Raw genomic sequence first — 21,413 nt, forward strand, 5'->3', positions numbered from 1 at the left:
TTGTCGCCACCACCGGCGTCGGGGGTCTTGTCGCCGCTGTCCCCGCCGTCGCTGCTGCAGGCCGCGAGGCCCAGCGCGAGAACTGCCACCGTTGCGGCGATCCCGCGGGCCCGGAACTTCTTGCTGACCATGCTTTCTCCTCCTCGAGAAACCAGTCGTGCTGTGCACGTCTGCGGTGCCTGCACCGGCTCGGCCGCGACCATGCGACCGTGTCCGATGTGAGCGTTCACTTGGCGATGTTAACGCTCACACGTGCTCATTCCTAGCGTCTTGGCGTTCTGTTACGAACCTGTGACCCTGCTCACTCGCACGAGTGAGCGTCGCACTGGTCCGATCGTGGGGGCCCCGCGCGCCGGGATCAAGCCCCCGCGGATCACCGTTGCGCAACACCGGTCTCGATTGTGCTGTGCACGGTCCCGGAGTGCCGGCACCGGCGCGGCAGCGGCGCGTCGCAGGGGTGCAGGCACGCGCGACGCGTGCCTGCACCCCTGTCGTCGGGCTACGAGGACCGGGTCAGCCGATCTTCAGCGCCCTCGTGGCGGTCGAGCTGAGCACCGTGGTGGTCGACTGGAACGTCGCCCGGACCTGGTACGAGCCCTTCGCACGGACCGGCAGCACGACCGAGTAGCGGCCCTTGACCAGCGACACGGTCCTGGTCGACACGGTCTTGCCGTTCTTCAGCACCGCGACCTTGACCTTCCCCGCGACCGGGGTGACCCCCTTGGCGGTCACGGCGCCGGTCGCCTTGATGCCGGTCGAGACCCTCGCCGCCGCGACCGTCGTCGTCGACACCGCACGCCCGACCTTCACGGTCACGGTCCGGGACGAGGGCTCGATCGTCGTCGTCCCGAGGTAGGCGACCGTGAACCGGTAGGTGCCCGGCTTGAGCGTGGTCGGCAGGCTGACGACGGCCTTGCCGTTCGTCACGGTTCCGTACCGCACGGACCCGCCCGCGACGTTCGAGACCCGGACCCTGCCGGCCGTGGCCTTCGAACCGACCGCCGACGTCACGGTCACGCTCACCGTGCCGCCCGAGCCGTACCGCACCGTCGAGACCTTCGCGGTCGTCGCGGACGTCGCCCGCAGGACCTTCACGGTCAGCGCCGCCGCCGAGGCCGCGACCTCGCCCGACCCCAGGTACTGGGCCGAGAACCGGTGCGAACCCGGTGCGACCGACTTCGGCAGGGCGAACGTCGCCGTGCCGCCGCTGAGCGTCGCGGTGCGCACGGACGAGTCGAACGCGTCCGTGAGACGCACCGTGCCCGTCGGGAGCACCGTCGCGCCCGGGACCGAGGTGACCCGCACCGTGACGGTGCCACCCGTCCCGTGCCGGACCGTGCCCGCGCTGACCGCGGTCGACGAGGACGCCTTGCCCACCTCGACGGTCTGCGCCGCGGCCGTCGCCGGCTCGGTGTCGTCGTCGCCGAGGTACGCCACGACGAGCGTGTGGCTGCCCACGGCGAGCGTCGCCGGGAGCGGCACCTGGGCCGTGCCCGACGCGTCGAGCGTCGCGGAGGCGACGACGTCCGCACCTGCACGGACCTCGACCGTCCCGGTGGGCGTCGGCCCCTCGGAGGCGACCGTCACCCCGACCGTCCCCGCGGTGCCGTACGTGAGCGTCGGCCACGTCGCCGTCACCGTCGCAGGGAACGGCTCGTCGCCGAGCCGGTGCGCGCTCGCGTAGATCCGCACGTTGTCGATCAGGCCCGTGAAGTACTCGCCCGCGACCCAGTTGCCCTTGCCGATCTGCAGCACGCCGCCCGACGCACCCAGGATCGAGCTCAGCGCCCGTCCCGTGGTGTTCGAGGCCACGAGCTGGCCGTCGACGAAGAGCTTGCCGGACGTGCCCTTGACGACCAGGTCCACGTGGCGCCAGCCGTCGGCGAGCCCGCTCGCCGCGAGGTTGCCGCTCGAGTCACGCGTCCCGTTGTTGTCGTACCGCTCGACGAGGAGGCTCGTGGGCAGGTCGATGAAGCCCAGGTAGTGCTCGTTCTGGTACGTCTGCGTCGCCGCGCTCGGCGCCGCGAACACCGACCAGCCCTTGTTGGCCGAGCCGGCCGCCGGCTTCGAGTCGTACGAGATCGTGACCTCGTCCAGGCCCTTGAGCAGCGGGGTCCCGTCCTTCTTGGTCACGTCCAGCCAGTTGCCGGACGACAGGCTCGCGGCCTTCGTCCCGTCCCGGCCGTCGGCGAGCGTGAGCGTGCCCTTGACCGCGGCCCGCGCGACGCCGCCGGAGAGGCCGGTCGTGGCGTCGTCGAACGTGAGCTCGGCGAGCAGGTCGGCGCCCTCACCCTCGACCACGAGCGCGGCACGTGCCGCCTTCAGTGCGGCGAGCGTGTCGTCGACGTCGGTCTGCGACGCCGGGTCGGCCGCGACGGCCTGGGCCGTGGCGAGCGCCGACGCGAAGGTCGCCCACGTCGCTGCGGTGAAGTCGGCCGCGACGAGCCCGGCCGCCGAGGCGATCGCCTGGTCGAGGAGGTAGGTGACGGGCGCGTCCGGGTTCTGAGGGTCGAGCACCGGCAGCTGACCGGTCGTGCCGAGCGTCGCCTTCTGCAGCGCCGCGAGCTCCGAGGCCGTGATCGGCAGGATCGTGCCGTGGCGGGTCTTGAGCGCACCGAACGTGATGTCGCTCGCGAGCGACCAGTCCGCCGCCGACGTGCTGCCGATGTCGCTCGTGCGGAACGGCAGGTAGCCCTTGCCCTGCGCGTACTGGTCGGCCATCAGGCCGTACAGCGGCGTGAGGGGGTCGACCCGGTCGTCCTCGTTGTACTCGAAGAGCTCAGGGCCCTCGAGGTACGCGCCCGAGTACGCGCTGGTGCCGAGGATCCCGGCCAGCGTGCCCACGACCGACCAGTGGTCGTCGTCGACGTAGGCGGGCGCCGTGGCGGCCGTCGTCACCGCGTACAGGTCCTTCGAGCGCTCGATCGTGATCTGGCCGTCGGCGGAGGCACGGTAGTACCAGTCGCCGACCTTGATCATGGTCGTGTCGATGATCGAGTGCTGGCGGTCGATCCACTTCACCGGGTCGGTGAAGGTCACGAAGTCGCGCGTCGTCGAGTAGTACATGTTCGTGCGGTCGCCGAGGTCGTTCGAGACGTCCGAGCCCGTGGCCCAGAACACGACCCACTGCTGCTCGACGTCGTCCCAGATCGCCTCCGGGGCCCACGCCATGCCGGCGCCGGGGATGCCCGACGCGACGTCGACGAGCCGCGGCTCGGTCCACTGCACCAGGTCGTGGGACTCCCACACCACGAGCTTGAGCGACCCGGTGGTCGTGGCAGCGGCGCTGCCCCACCCCCCGCGGTAGTAGATGCTCAGGTCCGTGGCGATCAGGTAGAACGTGTCGCCCTGCGGCGAGCGCACCAGGTACGGGTCACGCACGCCCTTGTCGCCCGCGTTCCACTCCAGGACGGGGTTGCCGTTCGCGCGCGTGTCCGTCCACGTCTTGCCGTCGGGGCTCGTCGAGAAGTAGATCTGCTCGTCCGTGCGGCTGCCCTCGGAGCCCGTGAAGTACGCGAAGACGTAGTCGGTGGTCGCGGGCGCGGCGACGGCCTGGCGGACCTCCGCCGTGAAGTCGCGCGTGAGCGTGCCCGCGTGGGCCGTCAGCGTGACGGTCGTCGCCGCGGCGGGCCGCGTGACGACACCGGGGGCGACGGAACCGCCGCTCTCGGAGACGACCGCGGGGTGCGACGACGTCCACGTGATCGGGAGGTCGTACGCGCCCTCGGTCGGCAGCGTGAGGTTCGTGCGCACGTCCGAGAGCCCGACCAGGGAGATCTCCTCGAGCGTGCGCTGTGCGCGCTGCTCGATCGTGAGCGGTGCCGAGATGGTCGCCGTGACCGCCCGCGTCACGGTCATGCCCCGCAGCACGACGCCGGCCGTCAGCGCGGCCGTCGTCGCGGGAGCGCCCGGCTCGGGACGCGTCACTGTGGCCGTACGGCCGTCCGCGCCGACGACGACGTCGTCGGACGCCGAGGTCCACGTGACGAGCGGGCCACCGGGCAGGGTGTACGTGTCCTCGGTGACCGCCAGCGTCGCGGGGATCGCGGCGATCGCGGCCTGCGCGAGCTGCGCCTCGACCTGTGCGGCGCTCAGCGCCGCACCCCGGACCTGCAGGTTGTCCAGGAGCCCGGTGAAGTACTCGCCGTTGACCCAGTTGGCCTTGCCGACCTGCACCACGCCGCCGGACGCGCCGAGGATCGCGGACAGGAGCGGGCCCGCCTCGTTGCTCGCGACGAGCTGACCGTCGACGTACAGCGCGCCCTGCATGCCGTCGAGCACGAGGTCCACGTGCTTCCAGCCGGCCGTGACGGTGCCGGCCGGGGCGTTGAGGTTTCCGGTCGAGATGCGCGCGCCCGCGTTGTTGTAGCGCTCGACCCCGAGGCTCGTCGCCTTGTCCATGAAGCCGACGTAGTGCTCGTTCTGGTAGGTCTGCGTCGCGGTGCTGGGCGCCGCGAAGAACAGCCAGCCGACGTTGCCGGAGGCGTCCGGACGCGAGTCGTACGAGATCGTCACCGTGTCACGACCCGCCAGCAGCGGCGTCCCGTCGTCCTTCGTGAGGTTGAGCCAGCCGCCGCTGCTGAGGCGCACGGCCTGGGTCCCGTCGGCACCGTCCTCGAGCGTGAGCTCGCCGTTCACCGTGGCCTTCGCCCCGGCTCCGGTCAGGCCCGAGGTCGCGTCGTCGAACGACAGGTCCGCGACGAGCGAGGCGCCGGCGAGCGAGACGAGTGCGAGGTTCGCGTCGCGCAGCGCCTGCAGTGCCGCGTCGACCTGGGCCTGCGTCGCTGCCGCGTCGTCGGCGACGGTCTGCGCCGCCGTGACGGCGTCGGCGAACGGCGTCCAGGACTGCTCGGTGAAGTCGGCCGCGACCAGTGCGTCCGCGGCTGCGAGCGCCGCGTCCAGCGCCGTGGTGTCGGCCAGCGCCAGGACGGTCACGGGGAACGCGCGGGTCGCGGTGTGCGCGCCGACCGTGAGCGTGGCCGTGAGGGTGGCCGTGCCCGCGGTGGCGCCGCGGGTCACCGTGCCGTCGTCCCCGACGACGTCCGGGTCGGACGACGACCAGGTGACGGTCGCGCCGTGCGAGGCGGTGGACGGGAGCGTCAGGTCGGCCGCGACCGCGTCGGCGCCGGCGAGCGTGAGCGCCTTGGCGGCCGCCGTCACGGCGACCTCGTCGCTGCTCACGGCCCGGCTGCGGACCTGCAGGTTGTCGATCAGGCCCGCGAAGTACTCGCCGGCCTCCCAGTTGCCCTTGCCGATCTGGAAGACGCCGCCGGACGCACCGACCACCGCGCTCAGGAGCTTGCCCGTGGTGTTCGTCGCGACCGCGGTGCCGTCGACGAAGAGCATGCCGGACGTGCCGTCGAGCACGAGGTCGACGTGGCGCCAGCCGGCGGCCACGGTCCCCGCGTTGAGGTTGCCGGTCGAGTCGCGTCCCGCCGTGTTGGCGTACCGCTCGACGACCAGGCTCGTGGCCTTGTCGATCACGCCGAGGTACTTCTCCGTGGCGTAGGTCTGCGTCGCGGCGTTCGGAGCCGCGAAGACGGTCCAGCCCTTGTTCGCCGAGCTGTTCGTCGGCAGCGAGTCGTACGAGATGGTGACGGTCTCGAGCCCGGCGAGCAGCGGCGAGCCGTCCTCCTTGGTCAGGCTCAGCCAGTTCCCGACGGACAGGCGCGCGGCCTTACCGTCGACGCCGTCGTCGAGCGTCAGCGCGCCGTTGACGGTGGCGCGTGCGCCCGCGCCGGTCAGGCCCGTCGTCGCGTCGTCGAAGGTCAGGTTCGCGATGAGCGCGTCCGTCCCCTCGTCGGCCGACGCGACTGCGGGCAGCGCCGTCGGCACCGCCAGCGCGAGCGTGACGGCCGCGGCGACCGTCATTCCTCGGCGCGAGCGCGCCGTCCTGCCGTTCGTGCTCACCCTTGAGCTCATTCGTGGATCCCGTTCCTTCGTGAAGTCGGAACCTGCGTGAGGCGCGCGGGCACCGCGCTGCTGCGTCTGGTCGTCGAGCGTCCGACGGCGGTGTCGGAGGTCTCGGACGCGGTGCGTGTTAGCGCTCACATCTGGTGGCGCGACCATAGCCCAGGGCTCTCGACGCTGGCAACGAAGTCACCCGACATGCGTACCGACGACACGATCGGGGGCACGCCCGCGCAGGTCAGAGCCCTGCATGCGGGCAAGACGAGGCCCCGACCGCTGACGGGAGCGGTCGGGGCCTTGCGACGACGGGGTCCGGGTGGGTCGGACTCAGAACCCCTGCGCCAGGCGGTGGTACGCCTGGTTCCAGCGCACCTGGTCGCGGAAGCCGCGCCGCGTGGTGCTCTCGTCGATCACGAGCAGTTCGGTCCCGGACAGGTCGGCGAAGATCTCGAACGCCTCCACGCCGGCCGCGGTCGACAGGACGGTGTGGTGCGCGCCGCCCGCCGTGAGCCAGGCCTCGGTGCTCGTCGCGAAGTCCGGACGCGGCTTCCACACCGCACGCGCGACGGGCAGGTGCGGCAGCGACGCGCGCGGCGGGACCACGTCGACGACGTTCGCCGTCAGGCGGAACCGCTCACGCATGTCCGCGAGCGAGACGACGACGCCGACCCCCGGGTCCGCGTCGAACACCATGCGGACCGGGTCCTCCTTGCCGCCGATGCCGAGCGGGTGGATCTCCACGCGCGGCGTCGAGGTCGTCAGCGACGGGCAGATCTCCAGCATGTGCGCGCCGAGGATCAGCTCGTCGCCCGGCGTCAGGTCGTACGTGTAGTCCTCCATGAGCGACGCGCCGCCGGGCAGGCCCTCGCCCATGACCTTCGCGGCGCGCACCAGCACGGCCGTCTTCCAGTCGCCCTCGGCACCGAACCCATAGCCCTTGGACATGAGGCGCTGCACGGCGATGCCCGGGAGCTGACGCAGGTCGCCCAGGTCCTCGAAGTTCGTCGTGAACGCCCGAGCACCCAGCGACGACAGCAGCGTCTCGAGCGCGACCTCCTGCTTGGCCGCGTAGCGCAGCGACTCGTGCCGCTCACCGCCGACGCGCAGCTCGGGGGCCACGTCGTACAGCTCCTCGTACTCCTTGACGACCAGGTCCACGTCGGAGTCGGCCACCTGGGCGATCGCCGCGACGAGGTCGTTGACGCCCCACGTGTTGACCGAGACGCCGAACCGCACCTCCGCCTCGGTCTTGTCGCCCTCGGTCACCGCGACGTTGCGCATGTTGTCGCCGAACCGGGCGAGCCGCAGCGACTGCGTGGCCGCCCGGCCCGCCGACGCGCGCACCCACGTGCCCACGCGACGCGCGACCGCCGGGTTGCTCACGTGACCCGAGACCGTGGTGCGCGTGACGCCCATGCGCGACGCGATGTACGCGTACTCGCGATCGCCGTGCGCGGCCTGGTTGAGGTTCATGAAGTCGAAGTCGATCGAGTCCCACGGGAGCTCGACGTTCGCCTGCGTGTGCAGGTGCAGCAGCGGCTTGTCGAGCACGGACAGGCCGTGGATCCACATCTTGGCCGGGCTGAAGGTGTGCATCCACGTGATGACACCGAGGACGCGGTCGTCGGAGTTCGCGTCGAGCATCGCGCGGCGGATCGAGTCGGAGTCCTTCAGGACCGGCTTCCACACGACCGTCGCGGGCACGTCGGCACTGGCGTCGAGCAGGCGCGCGACCTCCTGCGACTGCTCAGCCACCTGGCGCAGGGTCTCCTCGCCGTACAGGTCCTGGCTCCCGGTGAAGAACCAGACCTCACGGTCGGCGTAGGGCTTGCTCACGCGTGCTCCTCCTTGGTGGCCGTGGCGGCGGTGCCCTGGCCGTAGACGTTCTGGTACCTCGCGTAGAGCGAGTCGACGTGGTGCTGCTCGATGGGCAGCGGCTCGCCCAGCTGGCGAGAGACGTGGACGGTCCGGGCGACCTCTTCGACCATGACCGCGGCCTTCACGGCCGCCTTGGCGTCCTTGCCGATCGTGAACGGGCCGTGGTTGCGCATGAGCACCGCGGGGCTGCGCGAGCCCTGCAGCGTCTCGACGATGCCGCGGCCGATCGAGTCGTCGCCGATCAGCGCGAACGGGCCGATCGGGATGTCGCCGCCGAACTCGTCGGCCATCATCGTCAGCACGCACGGCACGGGCTCGGCCCGCGCGGCCCACGCGGTCGCGTACGTCGAGTGCGTGTGCACCACGCCGCCGACCTCGGGCATGTGCGTGTAGACGTACGCGTGCGCGGCGGTGTCCGACGACGGCGCGCGGTCGCCCTCGACGAGCGTGCCCTCGAGGTCGCACACGACCATCGCCTCGGGCGTCAGCTCGTCGTAGGTGACGCCCGACGGCTTGATGACCAGCAGGTCACGCGCGCTCGGGCCGGCGGGGTCGACGACCACGCGCTGCGAGACGTTGCCCGCGGTCCACACCACGAGCCCCCAGCGCGGGAGCTCGGCGTGCAGGCGTGCCACGACCTCACGCGTGCGCGCGACCTGCTCCTGCACGCTCGCGGGGTAGTCGGCCAGGGTCGTCGTCATCGGGGGTGCTCCTGCTGTCGTCACGGTGAGGGTCGTCTCGGGCGGTGTCGGTCTAGATCGCGTCGGCCGCGGCGCGCTCGATGGCGAGCCCGGCCTCGTACCGGTCGAGGTAGGCGGCGAACCCGCGCACGTCCTGCGGGTCGGGCGCGACCACGTCGATCTGAGCCTCGCCGAAGACGCGCTCCGCGAGGTAGGTCCCCAGGTCCTGCTCGGCGGCGTGCTCGAGGTAGGCCGCGAGCACCGCGATCCCCCACGCACCGCCCTCGCCGGCCGCGCTGCCGACCGCCACCGGCGCACCGACCGCGGCCGCGAGCAGCCGCTGCGCGACCCCCGCGGTGCGGAACAGGCCGCCGTGCGCGAACATCGCGTCGAGCTCGACGCCCTCCGCGGCCAGGACCCGCATGCCGAGGCTCAGCGTGCCGAACGCGCCGTACACCTGCGTGCGCATGAAGTTGGCCAGCGTCAGGCGGCTGTCGGGCGTCCGCACGAACAGCGGGCGACCCTCGGCCAGGCCCGTGATCGGCTCGCCGGACAGGTAGTTGTACGCGAGCAGCCCGCCGCCGTCGGCGTCGCCGTCGAGCGCCTCGCGCAGCAGCGCGCCGAACACGTCGTCGGGGCTCGACGGGTGGCCCAGCGCGGTGGCGAAGCGGCCGAACACGTCCGCCCACTCCGCGAGCTCGCTCGCGCCGTTGTTGCAGTGCACCATCGCGACCAGGTCGCCCGACGGCGTCGTGACGAGGTCGAGCTCGTCGTGCACCTGCGTGAGCGGCTTCTCCAGGACGACCATCGCGAAGATCGACGTGCCCACGGAGATGTTGGCGGTGCGCGGCGCGACCGAGTTGGTCGCGACCATGCCCGTGCCCGCGTCGCCCTCGGGCGGGCACAGCGGCACGCCGGCCGCCAGCGTCCCGGTCGGGTCGAGCAGGGCCGCGCCCTGCGCGGTCAGTCGTCCGGCGTCCTGGCCCGCGAGCCGCACGGCCGGCAGCAGGTCCACGAGGCGCGTGCCGGGTCGCCGGTCGGCGACGAGCGTGTCGAACTGGTCGAGCATGCGCGCGTCGTAGTCGCGCGAGCCGGTGTCGATCGGGAACATCCCGGAGGCGTCGCCGACGCCCAGCACCTTCTCGCCCGTGAGGCGCCAGTGCACGTACCCGGCGAGCGTCGTGACGAACGAGATCTGCGGGACGTGGGGCTCGTCGTCGAGGACGGCCTGGTACAGGTGCGCGATCGACCAGCGCAGCGGGATGTTGTGCCCCAGCAGCTGCGAGAGCTCGGCGGAGGCCGGGCCCGTGCTGGTGTTGCGCCAGGTCCGGAACGGGACGAGCAGCTCGTCGGACGCGTCGAACGCGAGGTAGCCGTGCATCATCGCCGAGACGCCGAGCGCGCCGAACGTGGTGGGCGTGACGCCGTAGCGCTCCTCGACGTCCGCGACCAGCGACGCGTAGGCGGCCTGCAGCCCGCTCCACACGTCCTCGAGGGAGTACGTCCAGCGGCGGTCGACGAACTGGTTCTCCCACTCGTGCCCGCCGGCCGCGATCGGCGCGGAGTCGGGCCCGATCAGGCAGGCCTTGATGCGGGTCGACCCCAGCTCGATCCCGAGCGCCGTCCGGCCGGCGACGATGTCGTCCCGGACCTGCGCCACCGCCGCCTGCTGGTCGACGCCATCCGGCGTCTCGTTCTGGCTCATCGCGCCCCTTCGCACGTTCCTGTCCACTTCCCCTGTCGGGGCGACTGCTCGATGTTAACGCTCACACGGCCCCAGGTACACACCGCGTCCCTGTCGAGATTCTCGACCATTCTTCCGACACTCGCGACGGTCGACCGACGAGCGCGGCGGCGACGTGGCGCACCGTCGCGCACGGTGCCGCCTCGTCGCCGCCGCGCGTCGACCTCCTGCACGCCCCTCACCTGCACCGGGACCGAGCACAGGCTCGGCCGGGCGAGGGAGCGGCGCCGTTCGTGCTCCTACCTTCCGCTAGCCCTGCGGGATCCACACCCGCATCGTCGACGGGCCCCGGTTGGCCCAGGAGTAGTACGGGACGAGGGCCGCCGTGAGCGTGTCGCCCTCGGCGCGTCCCGTGCCGTGCTCGGCGTAGGGCCACGCACGGTCGTCGTGCTCGACGCGCCGCAGGGCGACGTGCGCCCGGCCGTCCACGTCGTGCGCGGTCGGCTCGGCGAGCACCACGTCGTCCACCTCGAGGCCGTCCGGCAGGTCCGTCGACTCGAGGCACAGGACCAGCGGCCCGCGCTCGAACGCGAGGCACCCGCGCACGGCGTCGATCCGCTGGTCGGGCGCGGTCACGCGCACGCGCATCGGCAGCGAGAGGCGCACCTCCTCGCCCGCACGCAGGTCGCTCACGCGGGCCACCGCACCCGGTACGGGCACGCCGTCGAGCGTCGCGGACCCCTGCGCCCACGAGGGCACGCGCAGCGAGAGCTCCCAGGGGCCCTCGGGCGCCTCGACCACCCGCACGACGACGTCGCCGTCGTCGGGATAGCGCGTGGCGACCGCGAGCCGCACGTCGCCGCCCGACAGGCGCGTCTGGATCGAGCACGGCGCGAGCTGGTGGATCTGGACGCCCGCGTCGGTCGCGGTCGCGACGTACCCGGCGAGCGAGGCGAACGTGCGCGCCACGTTCGTCGGGCAGCACGACACCTCGAACCACGGCGCGCGCAGCCGCGACAGCGCGCGCGGGCTCACCTCGTCGGCCTCCGCCTCCTGCCCCGGGACCCGCTTGTGCAGCGGGTTCGTGTAGAAGAACGCCCGGCCGTCCGCCGCAGGCGACGTCGCGACCACGTTGTACAGCGCCCGCTCGACGACGTCGCCGTACGACAGGTCGCCCGTCGCGAGCGCGAGGCGCCACGCGACCATGACCGACCCGACGCCCGCGCACGTCTCGCAGTAGGAACGGTCCGGCGGGAGCTCGAAGTCGTCGCCGTACGCCTCGTCCTGGTGGTGCGAGCCCATGCCGCCCGTGAGGTACGTGCGCCGGGCCAGCGTGGTCGCGAACTGCCCGCGGGCCGCGTCGAGCAGCTCGTCGTCCTTGGTCTCGAGCGCGAGGTCGACGACGCCCGCGGTCAGGTACAGCGCGCGCACGGCGTGACCGCGCAGCACGGTGGCCTCCCGGACGGGGATGTCGTCCTGGAAGTACTCGCGACCGAACTCGATGTCCGGCAGCGTGCCGGTCCCCCGCCGCTCGACGAACAGCTTGGCGAGCGCCAGGTACCGCTCGACGCCCGTCGCGCGGTACAGCTCGACGAGGGCGACCTCGACCTCCGCGTGGCCGCACACCGACTGGATGCCGTCCGGCCCGAAGGCCTCGCACATGTGGTCCGCGGCGCGCAGCGCGACCCGCACCAGCGTGTCGTCGTGCCCCGAGCGCAGCCGGGCGACCGCCGCCTGGATCAGGTGCCCGTAGCAGTAGAGCTCGTGGCCCCACGCCAGGTCGCTGTAGCGCGGCGCCTGGCCGGGCCGGCCGTACTTCGTCGAGAGGTAGCCGTCGGGCTCCTGCACGCGCTCGAACATCTGCGCGAGCTCCTGGATCCGCGCCTCGAGGTGCGGGTCACCGGTGCGGGCCACCTCCCACGCCATGGCCTCGACGAGCTTGTAGACGTCGGAGTCCGAGAACTCGCGGCCGGTGCGCGTCGCGGCGACGGAGCCCTCGGCCGCCGCGGCGAAGTTGTCGATCCACCCGACCCGCTGCTCCCACTCGTCGCAGTGGTCGATGGTCGCCGTCGCATTCACGTGCTGACGCTCGCCCCAGAAGCCACCGGTGATGGTCACCTCGTCGAGCCCGAGCGGTCGGAGCACGCCCGCGCCCGGGAGAGCGGGGGCCACGACGCCGTGTGTGTCGTTGCTGAGAATCGTGATCATCCCTTCAGGGCACCGGACATGAATCCGTTGACGTAGTGGCGCTGCAGCACGAGGAACAGGAAGATGCACGGCACCGTGAGGATCACGACGCCTGCCTGAGTCGCGCCGTAGTCGATGACACCCATGACCTGCTGGCGCATGTTCACCATCGCGAGCGGCAGGGGCTGGTTGTCCCCGCCGACGAGGAACAGCGGGACCATGAAGTCGTTCCACGCTGCGAGGAAGGCGAACAGGCCGACCGTGATGAGCCCGGGCTTGACGGCGAACAGCAGCACCCGGCGCAGCGCGCCGAACGAGCCGCAGCCGTCGACGAGCGCGGCCTCCTCCATCTCCTTGGGCACGGCCTCGAACGAGATGCGCATCATGAAGGTCGCGAACGGCAGCTGGAACACGGCCAGCACCAGCCCGACGCCGATGAGCGAGTTGTTGAGGTGGATCGCCTTGAGCCACGTCATGAGCGGGATCAGCAACGTCGCGTACGGGACCATGAGGATCGCGAGCGTGAGCAGGAACAGGACGTTCTTGCCCGGGAAGCTGAACCGCGCGAACGCGTACCCGCCGAACGTCGACGCCACGAGCGTGACGACCACCGCGGTCGCGCTGATCACGAGCGAGTTGCCGAGGTAGGTCCACAGACCGGCCTGGTAGTTCACCACCGTCTCGTAGTTGCCGAACCCGAAGCCGCTGACCTGGTTCGACCCCGGCTGCGCCGAGACCGAGCTGATCGCGGTCCAGATGATCGGGTACAGGAAGATCACGGCGAGCCCGCCGGTCAGCACGTAGAACGGCGTGCGCGTCAGGCCCTGGGCGAGGCGGCTCATCGCTTGACCCCCTTCTTCTTCGCGCCCGTCCCGTCGTCGCTGCCCTGCAGCGCGCGGAGCTGGACGACGTTGATGACGACGAGGGCGAGCAGCACGATCACCGACAGCGCGGCGGCCATGCCGAGGTCGCGCTTGGACTCGAAGGCCAGGTTGTAGACGAGCTGGACGACGGTCATGGTCGAGGAGTCCGGACCGCCCTTGGTCAGGATGTAGAACTGGTCGAACGCCAGCAGCGAGCCTGTGACGCACATGATCGTGGAGAGCGCGAGCGACGGCCGCAGCAGCGGGATGGTGATGCTCCGGAACATCTGGGAGCGCGAGGCGCCGTCGATGCGCGCCGCCTCGTAGACCTCGCCCGGGATGGACTGCAGGCCGACGAGCAGCAGCAGCATGTAGAAGCCCGCGAACCGCCAGACGATGAGGATCACGGTCGACCACAGCGCGCCGGTCGGCGTGCCGAGGGGGGACACGACACCCTCGGTGAGGCCGAGCTTGTCGAGCAGCGGGGCGATCGGCCCCACCTGCGGCGAGTACATCGCGTAGAACAGCAGCGAGGCTGACGCGAGGCCGAGCGCGGTCGGCAGCAGGAACGTGGTGCGCAGGAACGCGCGCCACCGGCTGGCCTCCTGCACGAGGAACGCCAGGCCCAGCCCGAGGCCGATGAGCAGCACGGTCGCGATGACCGTGTACTTCAGCGTGAACCAGATGGCCGGCCAGAAGAGCCGGTGGTCCACGACGTCCGTGTAGTTGTCGGGCATGTTGACGCCCTTGTTGCCCGCGAGCAGGGGCCAGTCGGCGCCCGACATGAAGAACACGAGGACGACGGGGATCACGAAGAAGACGAGGACGAGCGCCGCGGTGGGGCTCGCGTACGCCCAGGCGCGCAGGCTGCGCTTGGCGCTGGCCTTGCGCGGGCGGCGGGGCGGCGTGCTGGACGCGCCCGCGGCCGCGGGTGGGGACTGCTGTGTGAGGGTCATGCTGAGCTCCCGTTGCGGGTTCCGACGCTGCCGGGGTGGCGTGCGGCGGCCGCCGTCAGGGGTGGCGGCCGCCGCACGTCCGTCGGTTACTGCGAGAGGATCTCGGTGACGGCGTCGTTGTCGGCGTCGACCGTGTTGGTCGCCTCGAACGTCGCGTTGCGGATCATCGTCACGAACGGGCTGCCCGAGGCGTTGAACGCTTCGGCGAAGTACGCGGCCACGGGGGTGCGGCCGTTCGGGATCGCCTCGGCGGCCACGGCCGCGACCGGGTCGCTCTTGGTGAACTCGTTCTCCAGCAGCGAGTTGCGGGATACGACGTCGCCGGCCTTGGCCACGACCTCGAGCTGGGTCTCCTCGGAGACCATCCACGCGAGGTAGTTCCACGCCTGCTCGACGTTCTTCGAGTCCTTCGAGATGCCCATGGCGTCACCGCCGAGGAACGTCGAGGTGCCACCGTCGACGCCCGGGATCGGGCCGACGCCGACGTCGATGCCCGCCTCGATCGCCGCGGCGACGACCGTGTTCGGGTACTGCATGACGCCGACGTTGCCGCCCTGGAACGGGGCGACCCAGGTCGCGCCGGTCTCCTCCTTGGAGCCCGCACCGATCGCACCGGACTTGTTCAGGTCGGCGTAGATCCCGTACAGCTCCTTGGCGGCGTCGCTCGCGAGCAGCGACTCGGTGCCGTCGGCCGACAGGACCTCCTCGCCCGAGGCCCAGATGCTCGGGAACCAGGTGAACACGAGGCAGCCACCACAGTTGCCGCCGTAGTACGTGCCGGAGACGCCGTCCTTCTTGAGGTCGGCGACCGCCTGGGCCTGCTCCTTGAACTCGGCCATCGTCGTCGGGCCGGCCTCGGGGTCGAGGCCCGCCTCGCGGTAGAGGTCCTTGTTCCAGACCATGACCGAGATGTCCTGGACGAACGGCAGGGTGTGCATCGCGCCGTCGACCGTGCCCGCGTCGATGTGGCCCGAGGAGATGTCGTCCTTGAACGGCAGCGAGCCGATCTCGTCGGTGATCTCCGTGAACAGGCCGTTGTCGACCCAGTAGGGCACGCGCACGACGTCGCCCGCGAGCAGGTCGGGCAGCTCGCCGTTGGCGGCCGCGCCACCGACCTTCGACTCCATGTCGTCGTTCGGGATGATCTCGAGCTTGACCTGGTTCTTGTGGCTCGCGTTGTACGCCTTCACGAGGCGCGTCGCCTGCGCCTCGAGCGGTGCGCGCGTCCACATCGTCAGCTCGGTGCCGTCGTCGACGCCGATCTCGGCGGCCGCCGACTCACCGCCGCCCTTCGTCGGATCGGGCGTCGCGCTCTTGTCGTCGTCGCCGCTGCACGCCGTCAGACCCGCGAGCGCGATGCCCGCGACGGCCAGACCAGCCACCAAGCGCGTACGCCCGCGAGGGTGGACCTTCCTCATTTTTGCCTCTCCTCAGCAATTCGACGTTGAAGATGCTGTCCGGCCCTCTGCGGAGACGACCGGGTACTTCGAGGTTCTGCCGTTCCGTCGTTGTCGAAACCAACGAAATGGTTTTCCGTGACCCTAGCGGAGGTCGCCCGCTGACGTCAATCACGCGAACCGTCTTCATTTTGCGGCAACTATCGCTACGATCGCCGCATGAACGAGGACGTCGAGGGGGACCGCCCGCAGCGGGCGGCGAAACGACCCGATGAAGGCTTTCAGGGTCGCAGGACGACGACGCTGTCGGACGTCGCCCGCCTCGCGGGCGTGTCGATCGCGACGGCGTCCAAGGCCCTGAACGGACGCGCGCAGGTACGCGCGGAGACGCGCACCAAGGTGCTGGCCGCCGCCGAGCAGCTCTCGTTCTCCCCCAACGGCCTCGCGCGCAGCCTGCTGTCCGGACGCTCCGGGACGGTCGGGCTGGTCACGCACGACCTCGAGGGCCGGTTCTCGATCCCCACGCTCATGGGCGCCGAGGACGCATTCGGCTCGGGCAAGGTCTCGGTCCTGCTGTGCGACGCGCGCGGCGACTCCATCCGCGAGCAGCACCACATCCAGGCGCTGCTCGGCCGGCGGGTCGACGGGCTGATCATCGTGGGCGCGCGCCCCGACCCGCGGCCCTCGCTCGGCAACATGCCCGTGCCGGTGGTCTACGCGTACGCGCCGTCCGACGACCCGCAGGACTGCTCGCTCGTCACCGACAACGTCGGCGGCGGGCGCATGGGCGTCGAGCACCTCGTCGCGTGCGGACGCACGCGCATCGCGATCATCTCCGGCGACGCGAGCTACGGCGCCGCGAAGGACCGGGTGATCGGCGCCCAGCAGGCGCTCGACGAGGCCGGGCTCGAGCTCGTCGGCGGGCAGGCGCTGTTCGGCGCGTGGACCGAGGACTGGGGCCGCGGCGCCATGCGCGGCCTGCTCGCCAAGCACCCCGACGTCGACGCGGTCCTGTGCGGCTCGGACCAGATCGCGCGCGGCTGCCTCGACGCGCTGCGCGAGTCCGGTCGCGAGGTCCCGCAGGACGTCGCGGTCATGGGCCACGACAACTGGGAGGTCCTCGCGAGCAACGCCCGGCCCCCGCTGACCAGCATCGACATGAACCTCGAGGAGCTCGGCCGGCGCGCCGCCGCGCGCCTGTTCGAGGCCATGGAGGGCAACCCGGCCCACGGCATCGAGACGATCCCGTGCCGGCTGGCGCTGCGGAGCTCCACCGCCTCCTGACCCGCCGGCCGACCTCGGACGCCGTAGAGACGGACGGGCGGGCCCCGAAGGACCCGCCCGTCCGCGAGCCGGCGCGCCGACCCTCACATCAGCGCGCCGGCCGTCGAGGTCACCTCTTCACGACGAGTGCCGACGAGGTGACGGTCCTGGTGACGTAGCCCGTGCGCGAGCCGGTGACCGCGACGGTCACCTTCTTGCCCGCCATCGCGGCGGTGAGGCGCAGCGTCGACGTGGTCGCGACCTTCTTGCCGTCGACGTACCACTGGTAGCGCACCGTGCTCGGCTTCGGGCTCCACGTGCCACGCAGGACGCTCAGCGTGCGGCCGACCTTCGCCGTGCCGGCGATGCGCGGCTTCGCGGCCGTGAACGTGCCCTTCGCGACCGTGCTCGCCGCGGACGTGACGCTCAGGGTCGTGTACCCCGTGCGCGCACCCGTGACCCGGACGGTGAGCTTCTTGCCCGCGAGCGCAGGCGTGAGGGTCAGCGACGACGACGTCGCCCGCGCCACCTTGCTCCCGTTGGCGTACCACTGGTAGCTCACGGTCGTCGGCGCGGGCTTCCAGGTCCCGGCGACCGCCGTGACCTTCGCGCCGACCTTGACCGAGCCCGAGATCGTCGGCCTCGGGGCCACGAACGTGCCCTTGGCCACCGGCCCGACCGCGGCCGAGAGCGCCGAGCCGCTCGCGAGGCCGTCGCCCGAGCCCGTGACCCGCACCGTGATCCGGGCACCGAGCTGCGCGGGGGTGAGCGTGAACGACGTGCCGGTCGCACCGGCGATCGCCGCGCCGTCCGCCTGCCACTGGTACGCGAGCCGCACCCCGCTGGGGCCCCAGCCACGCGTCGTGACGGTGAGCCGTGAGCCGACCGCGGGCGTGCCCGTCACGGTGACGGTGCCGACCTCGACCTGGACCGGGTCGGGGACGCAGTCGATCGGCGGGAAGCTGAACGCGTACGTCACCACCTGGCTGTCGCCCGTCAGGACGAAGCCCGCGAGCGGACGCGCCAGCACGGTCACGGACTCGCCCGCGGCCACGGCGACCCGGCCGGTGACCTGGTCGCCGTCGACCGTGTACCGGACGCCCTCGACCACGGGGATCGTGATCGAGCCCTCGGTGAGCGTGCCGTCGACGCACGCCGGCGCGGTGCTGGTCGGGGCGATCGCGGTCACCTCGACGGGCACGGCCGGGCACTGCGGAGCGGTGAACGTGTGGTCCCACTGGGCCGTCGCGCCCTCGGCGAGCGCATAGCCCTCGGCCGCGTGCGCGGTCACCGCGACCGTCGCGTCGGCCGGGACCTCGACCGGGCCCGTGACGACCTCGCCGTCCACGCGGTAGACGACGCCCGCGACCGCGGGGACGACGACCGTGGCCGGCTGCGGCACGCCCGCGACGCACTCGAGCGCCTCGGTGAAGGTCGGCGCCTGCGGCGTGACCTGCTCGACCTGCGGAGCGGCCGCGGCGATGACCTGCCACTCGTTGATCCCGACGGAGCCCTCGCCCTCCTCCTGGCCCCACGACTGGGCGACGACCCGCAGCGCCTTGGTCGTGACCCGCTCGAAGTCGACGCGGTCGAACCCGTTGCTCGTGCGGCCGTACGCCGCGCCGTCGCGCAGCGTGACCTCACGCCACGTGGTGCCGTCGGCGTCGAGGTACTCCAGGACCCAGGACGCCGGCGGGATCATGCCCGCGTTGGCGCTGTCGGCGCTGTCGCGGAACCACCACACTCCGACCGAGTCCGTCGTGACGTCGAACTCCCACGTCAGGCGAGCCACCATCTCCCCGACCTGCGGCCAGGTCCCCCACGCCGCGCCGTACTTCGACGCGACGTTGTCGAACGGCGCGTTGGAGCCGTCGTTGAGGCCCGCGACGCTGTTCCAGGGCGCCGTGTAGGTGGTCCAGGGCGTCGCGTACGACGCCACGTTGCCCGTGAGCTGCGCGTCGGGGTCGCGCGGGACCATGACCGTGCCGCTCGCGACGTTGCCCGCGAGGTCACGCGCGCGGAACACCAGCTGGTGCGGCTGACCCGACGGCGGCGCGACCACGGTGCCGTTCGTGACCGTGATCCACGCGCCCTCGCCGTCGAACCGGTACTCGAGCGCGTCCACGCCGGACAGCGCGTCGGACGCGGTCAGCGTGACCGTGCGCGTGCTCTCGTCGAGCACGCCGGCGACCGTCGGCAGCACCTTGTCGATCTTGACGACCCGCGAGACCGCGTCGGACTCGTTGCCCGCCGCGTCCCGCGCCTTGCCGCTGATCGTCGTGGTGCCGGAGGTGGAGATCGTGACGTCGACGTGCCGCACGTCCGCGGTGGACTGCCAGTCGGCGTCGCCGACCTTCGTGGAGACCGTCGTGAGGTAGTCCACGTCGTCGTCGGCGGCGACCCGCGCGACCACGTTCGAGGAGTACCAGTCGGCCTTGCCGGTGCTGCCCGAGGCCGCGACGGTGACGCGCGGGGGTGCGTCGTCGGCCGGGGGCGTCACGACCGCGTCCTCGTCGACCGTGACCGTGGCGGTCACGTGGTCGGCGGCGACGCCGAGCGCACGGCCCTCGACCGTGAAGGCGCCCTCGGTCGCGTACGACGCCGGGTCGATCGCACGCCAGGCGACGGGCGCCCACAGCTGCGTGCCGCCGGTGGTGACCCGCACGGCCGGCGGGAGCTGCGGGGCGACGCCCGGCTCGGTGACGACCGCGACCGGGGCGACCGCGGTCGGCTCGACCGCATTCACCTCCCACTCCGAGACCGCGACCGAGTGGTAGTACGCACCGTTCGCGCGGCCCGCGAACGTCGCGCGCAGCGCGGTCGTGGTGACCGGCGTGAACGTCACCGTGAGCCACGTGTTGTTCGTCGTCGGGTACGTCGCCGCCTGCACCGGCTGCCACGCGCCGTCGGCGTCGAGGTACTCCAGGGACCAGGAGGCGGGCGGACGGATCCAGTTCGAGTCCTGGTGGAACTGGATGCCGACCGATCCGACGTGCACGGGCGCCTGCCACTGGTACGACAGCCAGTCCTTCTCGGTCGTGCTCGTCGTGCCGCGGTACGTGCCCCACTGGTCCGGCGGCAGCAGCGCGGTGGTGGCGCGGAAGCCGTCGTTGACGGCCGTCGTGCGCATCGGGGGCTGCTCCGTGAAGGAGGCGGTCACCTTCGCGTCCAGCGCCACGTTGGGCGTGAGCCGGAACCGCGGGTCGTCGGCCCGCGTCTGCGTGACCGGGAGCATCCGGTCGCCGTCCCACGTGATCTCGTCGATCGCGACCGAGCGGCGGAAGTGCCCACCGCCCACGGCGTCCTTCGTGTGGTAGGTCAGGTACCAGGAGCCGTCGAACTCGATCACCGACGGGTGGACGGTCGTCGCGGACGTTCCGGACAGGATGATGCCCTGGTAGGTCCACGGGCCCATGGCCGAGGGCGCCGTCGCGTACGCGATGCACGCCTGGTAGTTGGACGGGGTGCAGGACGAGCCGCCCTGCTTCCAGTCGTAGACCATGTAGTAGGTGCCGGCCCGCTCGAACACCCACGGCGCCTCGTAGAACGAGGTCAGGCCCGAGATCGTCGAGATCGCGCCCTCACGCTCGACCATGTTGGCCTTGAGCTTGGTCACGCGCGCGACGTTCCAGGAGCCCCAGTACAGGTACACCGTGCCGTCGACGTCGGTGAACACGTGCGGGTCGATGACCTCCTGGCCGCTGGTCGACGAGCCGAACACGTCGGCCCACGTCACGAGCGGGGCGCCGATGGCGTCCGTCCACGGGCCCACGGGCGTGTCCGAGACCGCGACCCCGATCGCCATGCGGTTGGCGACGGTGGTGTTCTTCCACTGGACGGGCGCGTACCAGTAGTAGCGGCCGTCCGCGCCGATGGTCGTGTGCCCGGCGTAGGCGTTGTTGCCCGTGGCCCAGGAGAAGACGTCACCGGGGTCCATCGCGTGCTCGTAGACGTCCCACTGCCCCGACGCGACGTCGTCGGTCGCGAGGATCTCGTAGTCGTTCATCACGAACGTGCCGACCTGGGGGCCGGCCTCGTCGTGGCCGGTGTAGACGTACAGCCGCCCGTCGGCGCCGACGAGCGGTGCCGCGTCGGCCGTGTAGAGCGAGCCGTCGGCGATGATCGGGTTGCCGGCCGACGTGATCGTGCGGGTCGGTTCCGGGAGGTCGGCCGCGAGAGCCGGGGCTGCGGTCAGCGCACCCGTCGCGGCGAGCGCGAGGGTCGTGACCGCGGCGGCCGCGGCGCGGCGCCAGGTCTGCTGTGACATCGACGAACCACCTTGTCCTTCGATCGGGAGCCGTCGCCGGGGCGACGCAGGGGTGCGGCCGACGCCCGTGCGGGGGCGCCGGCCGCGCAGGGGTCGACGATCGGCGCGGTCAGCGCCGGCAGTCGACCGCAGGATCAGCGCGCGATCCGAGCCCCGAGGGCCGAAAACGTTGACAGTCCGTTGCGAAACGGCGTGCGTCGACGAGCCGCCGACGCGGCGGAGCGGATGCCCACGATGTCACCTCTCGACAGTGAGATAGCGCGTGGACAGCACCCTAGGAGATCCGGCTCATCGTCAGCAAGCCTTTTCGGGCTTTTCGGTTCAGGAG

The 21,413-nt window shown here is 71.7% G+C and carries 10 protein-coding genes; 1 reads left to right on the forward strand and 9 read right to left on the reverse strand.

Going from position 1 to position 21,413, the window contains the following annotated elements:
- Window positions 1-513: 513 nt before the first annotated feature.
- From CGE01nite_RS04785 to CGE01nite_RS04820, 8 genes are all read right to left on the reverse strand, one after another.
- Complete coding sequence (locus CGE01nite_RS04785; protein WP_170210895.1) at window positions 514-5,910, reverse strand: LamG-like jellyroll fold domain-containing protein; 5,397 nt, start codon at window positions 5,908-5,910, stop codon at window positions 514-516.
- Between the two features lie 327 nt (window positions 5,911-6,237).
- On the reverse strand, window positions 6,238-7,746 hold the full coding sequence (gene araA, locus CGE01nite_RS04790) for an L-arabinose isomerase (RefSeq protein ID WP_141369301.1): 1,509 nt from the start codon (window positions 7,744-7,746) through the stop codon (window positions 6,238-6,240).
- On the reverse strand, window positions 7,743-8,489 hold the full coding sequence (locus CGE01nite_RS04795) for an L-ribulose-5-phosphate 4-epimerase (RefSeq protein ID WP_048343160.1): 747 nt from the start codon (window positions 8,487-8,489) through the stop codon (window positions 7,743-7,745). Before CGE01nite_RS04795 ends, araA begins: the two co-directional genes overlap by 4 nt.
- Before the next feature lie 52 nt (window positions 8,490-8,541).
- Window positions 8,542-10,173 (reverse strand): xylulokinase, encoded by a 1,632-nt coding sequence (locus CGE01nite_RS04800; RefSeq protein WP_048343159.1) that lies wholly within the window; start codon window positions 10,171-10,173, stop codon window positions 8,542-8,544.
- A 288-nt stretch (window positions 10,174-10,461) separates the two neighbouring features.
- On the reverse strand, window positions 10,462-12,360 hold the full coding sequence (locus CGE01nite_RS04805) for a glycoside hydrolase family 127 protein (protein WP_141369303.1): 1,899 nt from the start codon (window positions 12,358-12,360) through the stop codon (window positions 10,462-10,464).
- Window positions 12,357-13,181: a carbohydrate ABC transporter permease gene (locus tag CGE01nite_RS04810; RefSeq protein WP_048343157.1), complete on the reverse strand. Its 825-nt coding sequence runs from the start codon at window positions 13,179-13,181 to the stop codon at window positions 12,357-12,359. The genes CGE01nite_RS04805 and CGE01nite_RS04810 overlap by 4 nt, the downstream gene beginning before the upstream one ends.
- Window positions 13,178-14,158 carry a carbohydrate ABC transporter permease gene (locus CGE01nite_RS04815; RefSeq protein ID WP_048343156.1) on the reverse strand — a complete coding sequence of 327 codons (981 nt, stop codon included), beginning with the start codon at window positions 14,156-14,158 and terminating at the stop codon, window positions 13,178-13,180. The genes CGE01nite_RS04810 and CGE01nite_RS04815 overlap by 4 nt, the downstream gene beginning before the upstream one ends.
- Before the next feature lie 86 nt (window positions 14,159-14,244).
- Window positions 14,245-15,540, reverse strand: a complete 1,296-nt coding sequence (locus tag CGE01nite_RS04820) for an ABC transporter substrate-binding protein (protein WP_231583770.1) — start codon at window positions 15,538-15,540, stop codon at window positions 14,245-14,247.
- Between the two features lie 234 nt (window positions 15,541-15,774).
- Between CGE01nite_RS04820 and CGE01nite_RS04825 the strand changes: the two genes are divergently transcribed.
- Entirely contained in the window at window positions 15,775-16,839 is a 1,065-nt protein-coding gene (locus CGE01nite_RS04825) for a LacI family DNA-binding transcriptional regulator (protein ID WP_082156374.1), read from the forward strand.
- Between the two features lie 109 nt (window positions 16,840-16,948).
- Here CGE01nite_RS04825 and CGE01nite_RS04830 read toward each other — a convergent pair whose 3' ends face one another.
- On the reverse strand, window positions 16,949-21,085 hold the full coding sequence (locus CGE01nite_RS04830) for a family 43 glycosylhydrolase (RefSeq protein ID WP_141369305.1): 4,137 nt from the start codon (window positions 21,083-21,085) through the stop codon (window positions 16,949-16,951).
- Window positions 21,086-21,413: the final 328 nt, after the last annotated feature.

Origin of the sequence: Cellulomonas gelida (assembly GCF_006538725.1) — a bacterium.
Classification (GTDB): Bacteria; Actinomycetota; Actinomycetes; order Actinomycetales; family Cellulomonadaceae; genus Cellulomonas; species Cellulomonas gelida.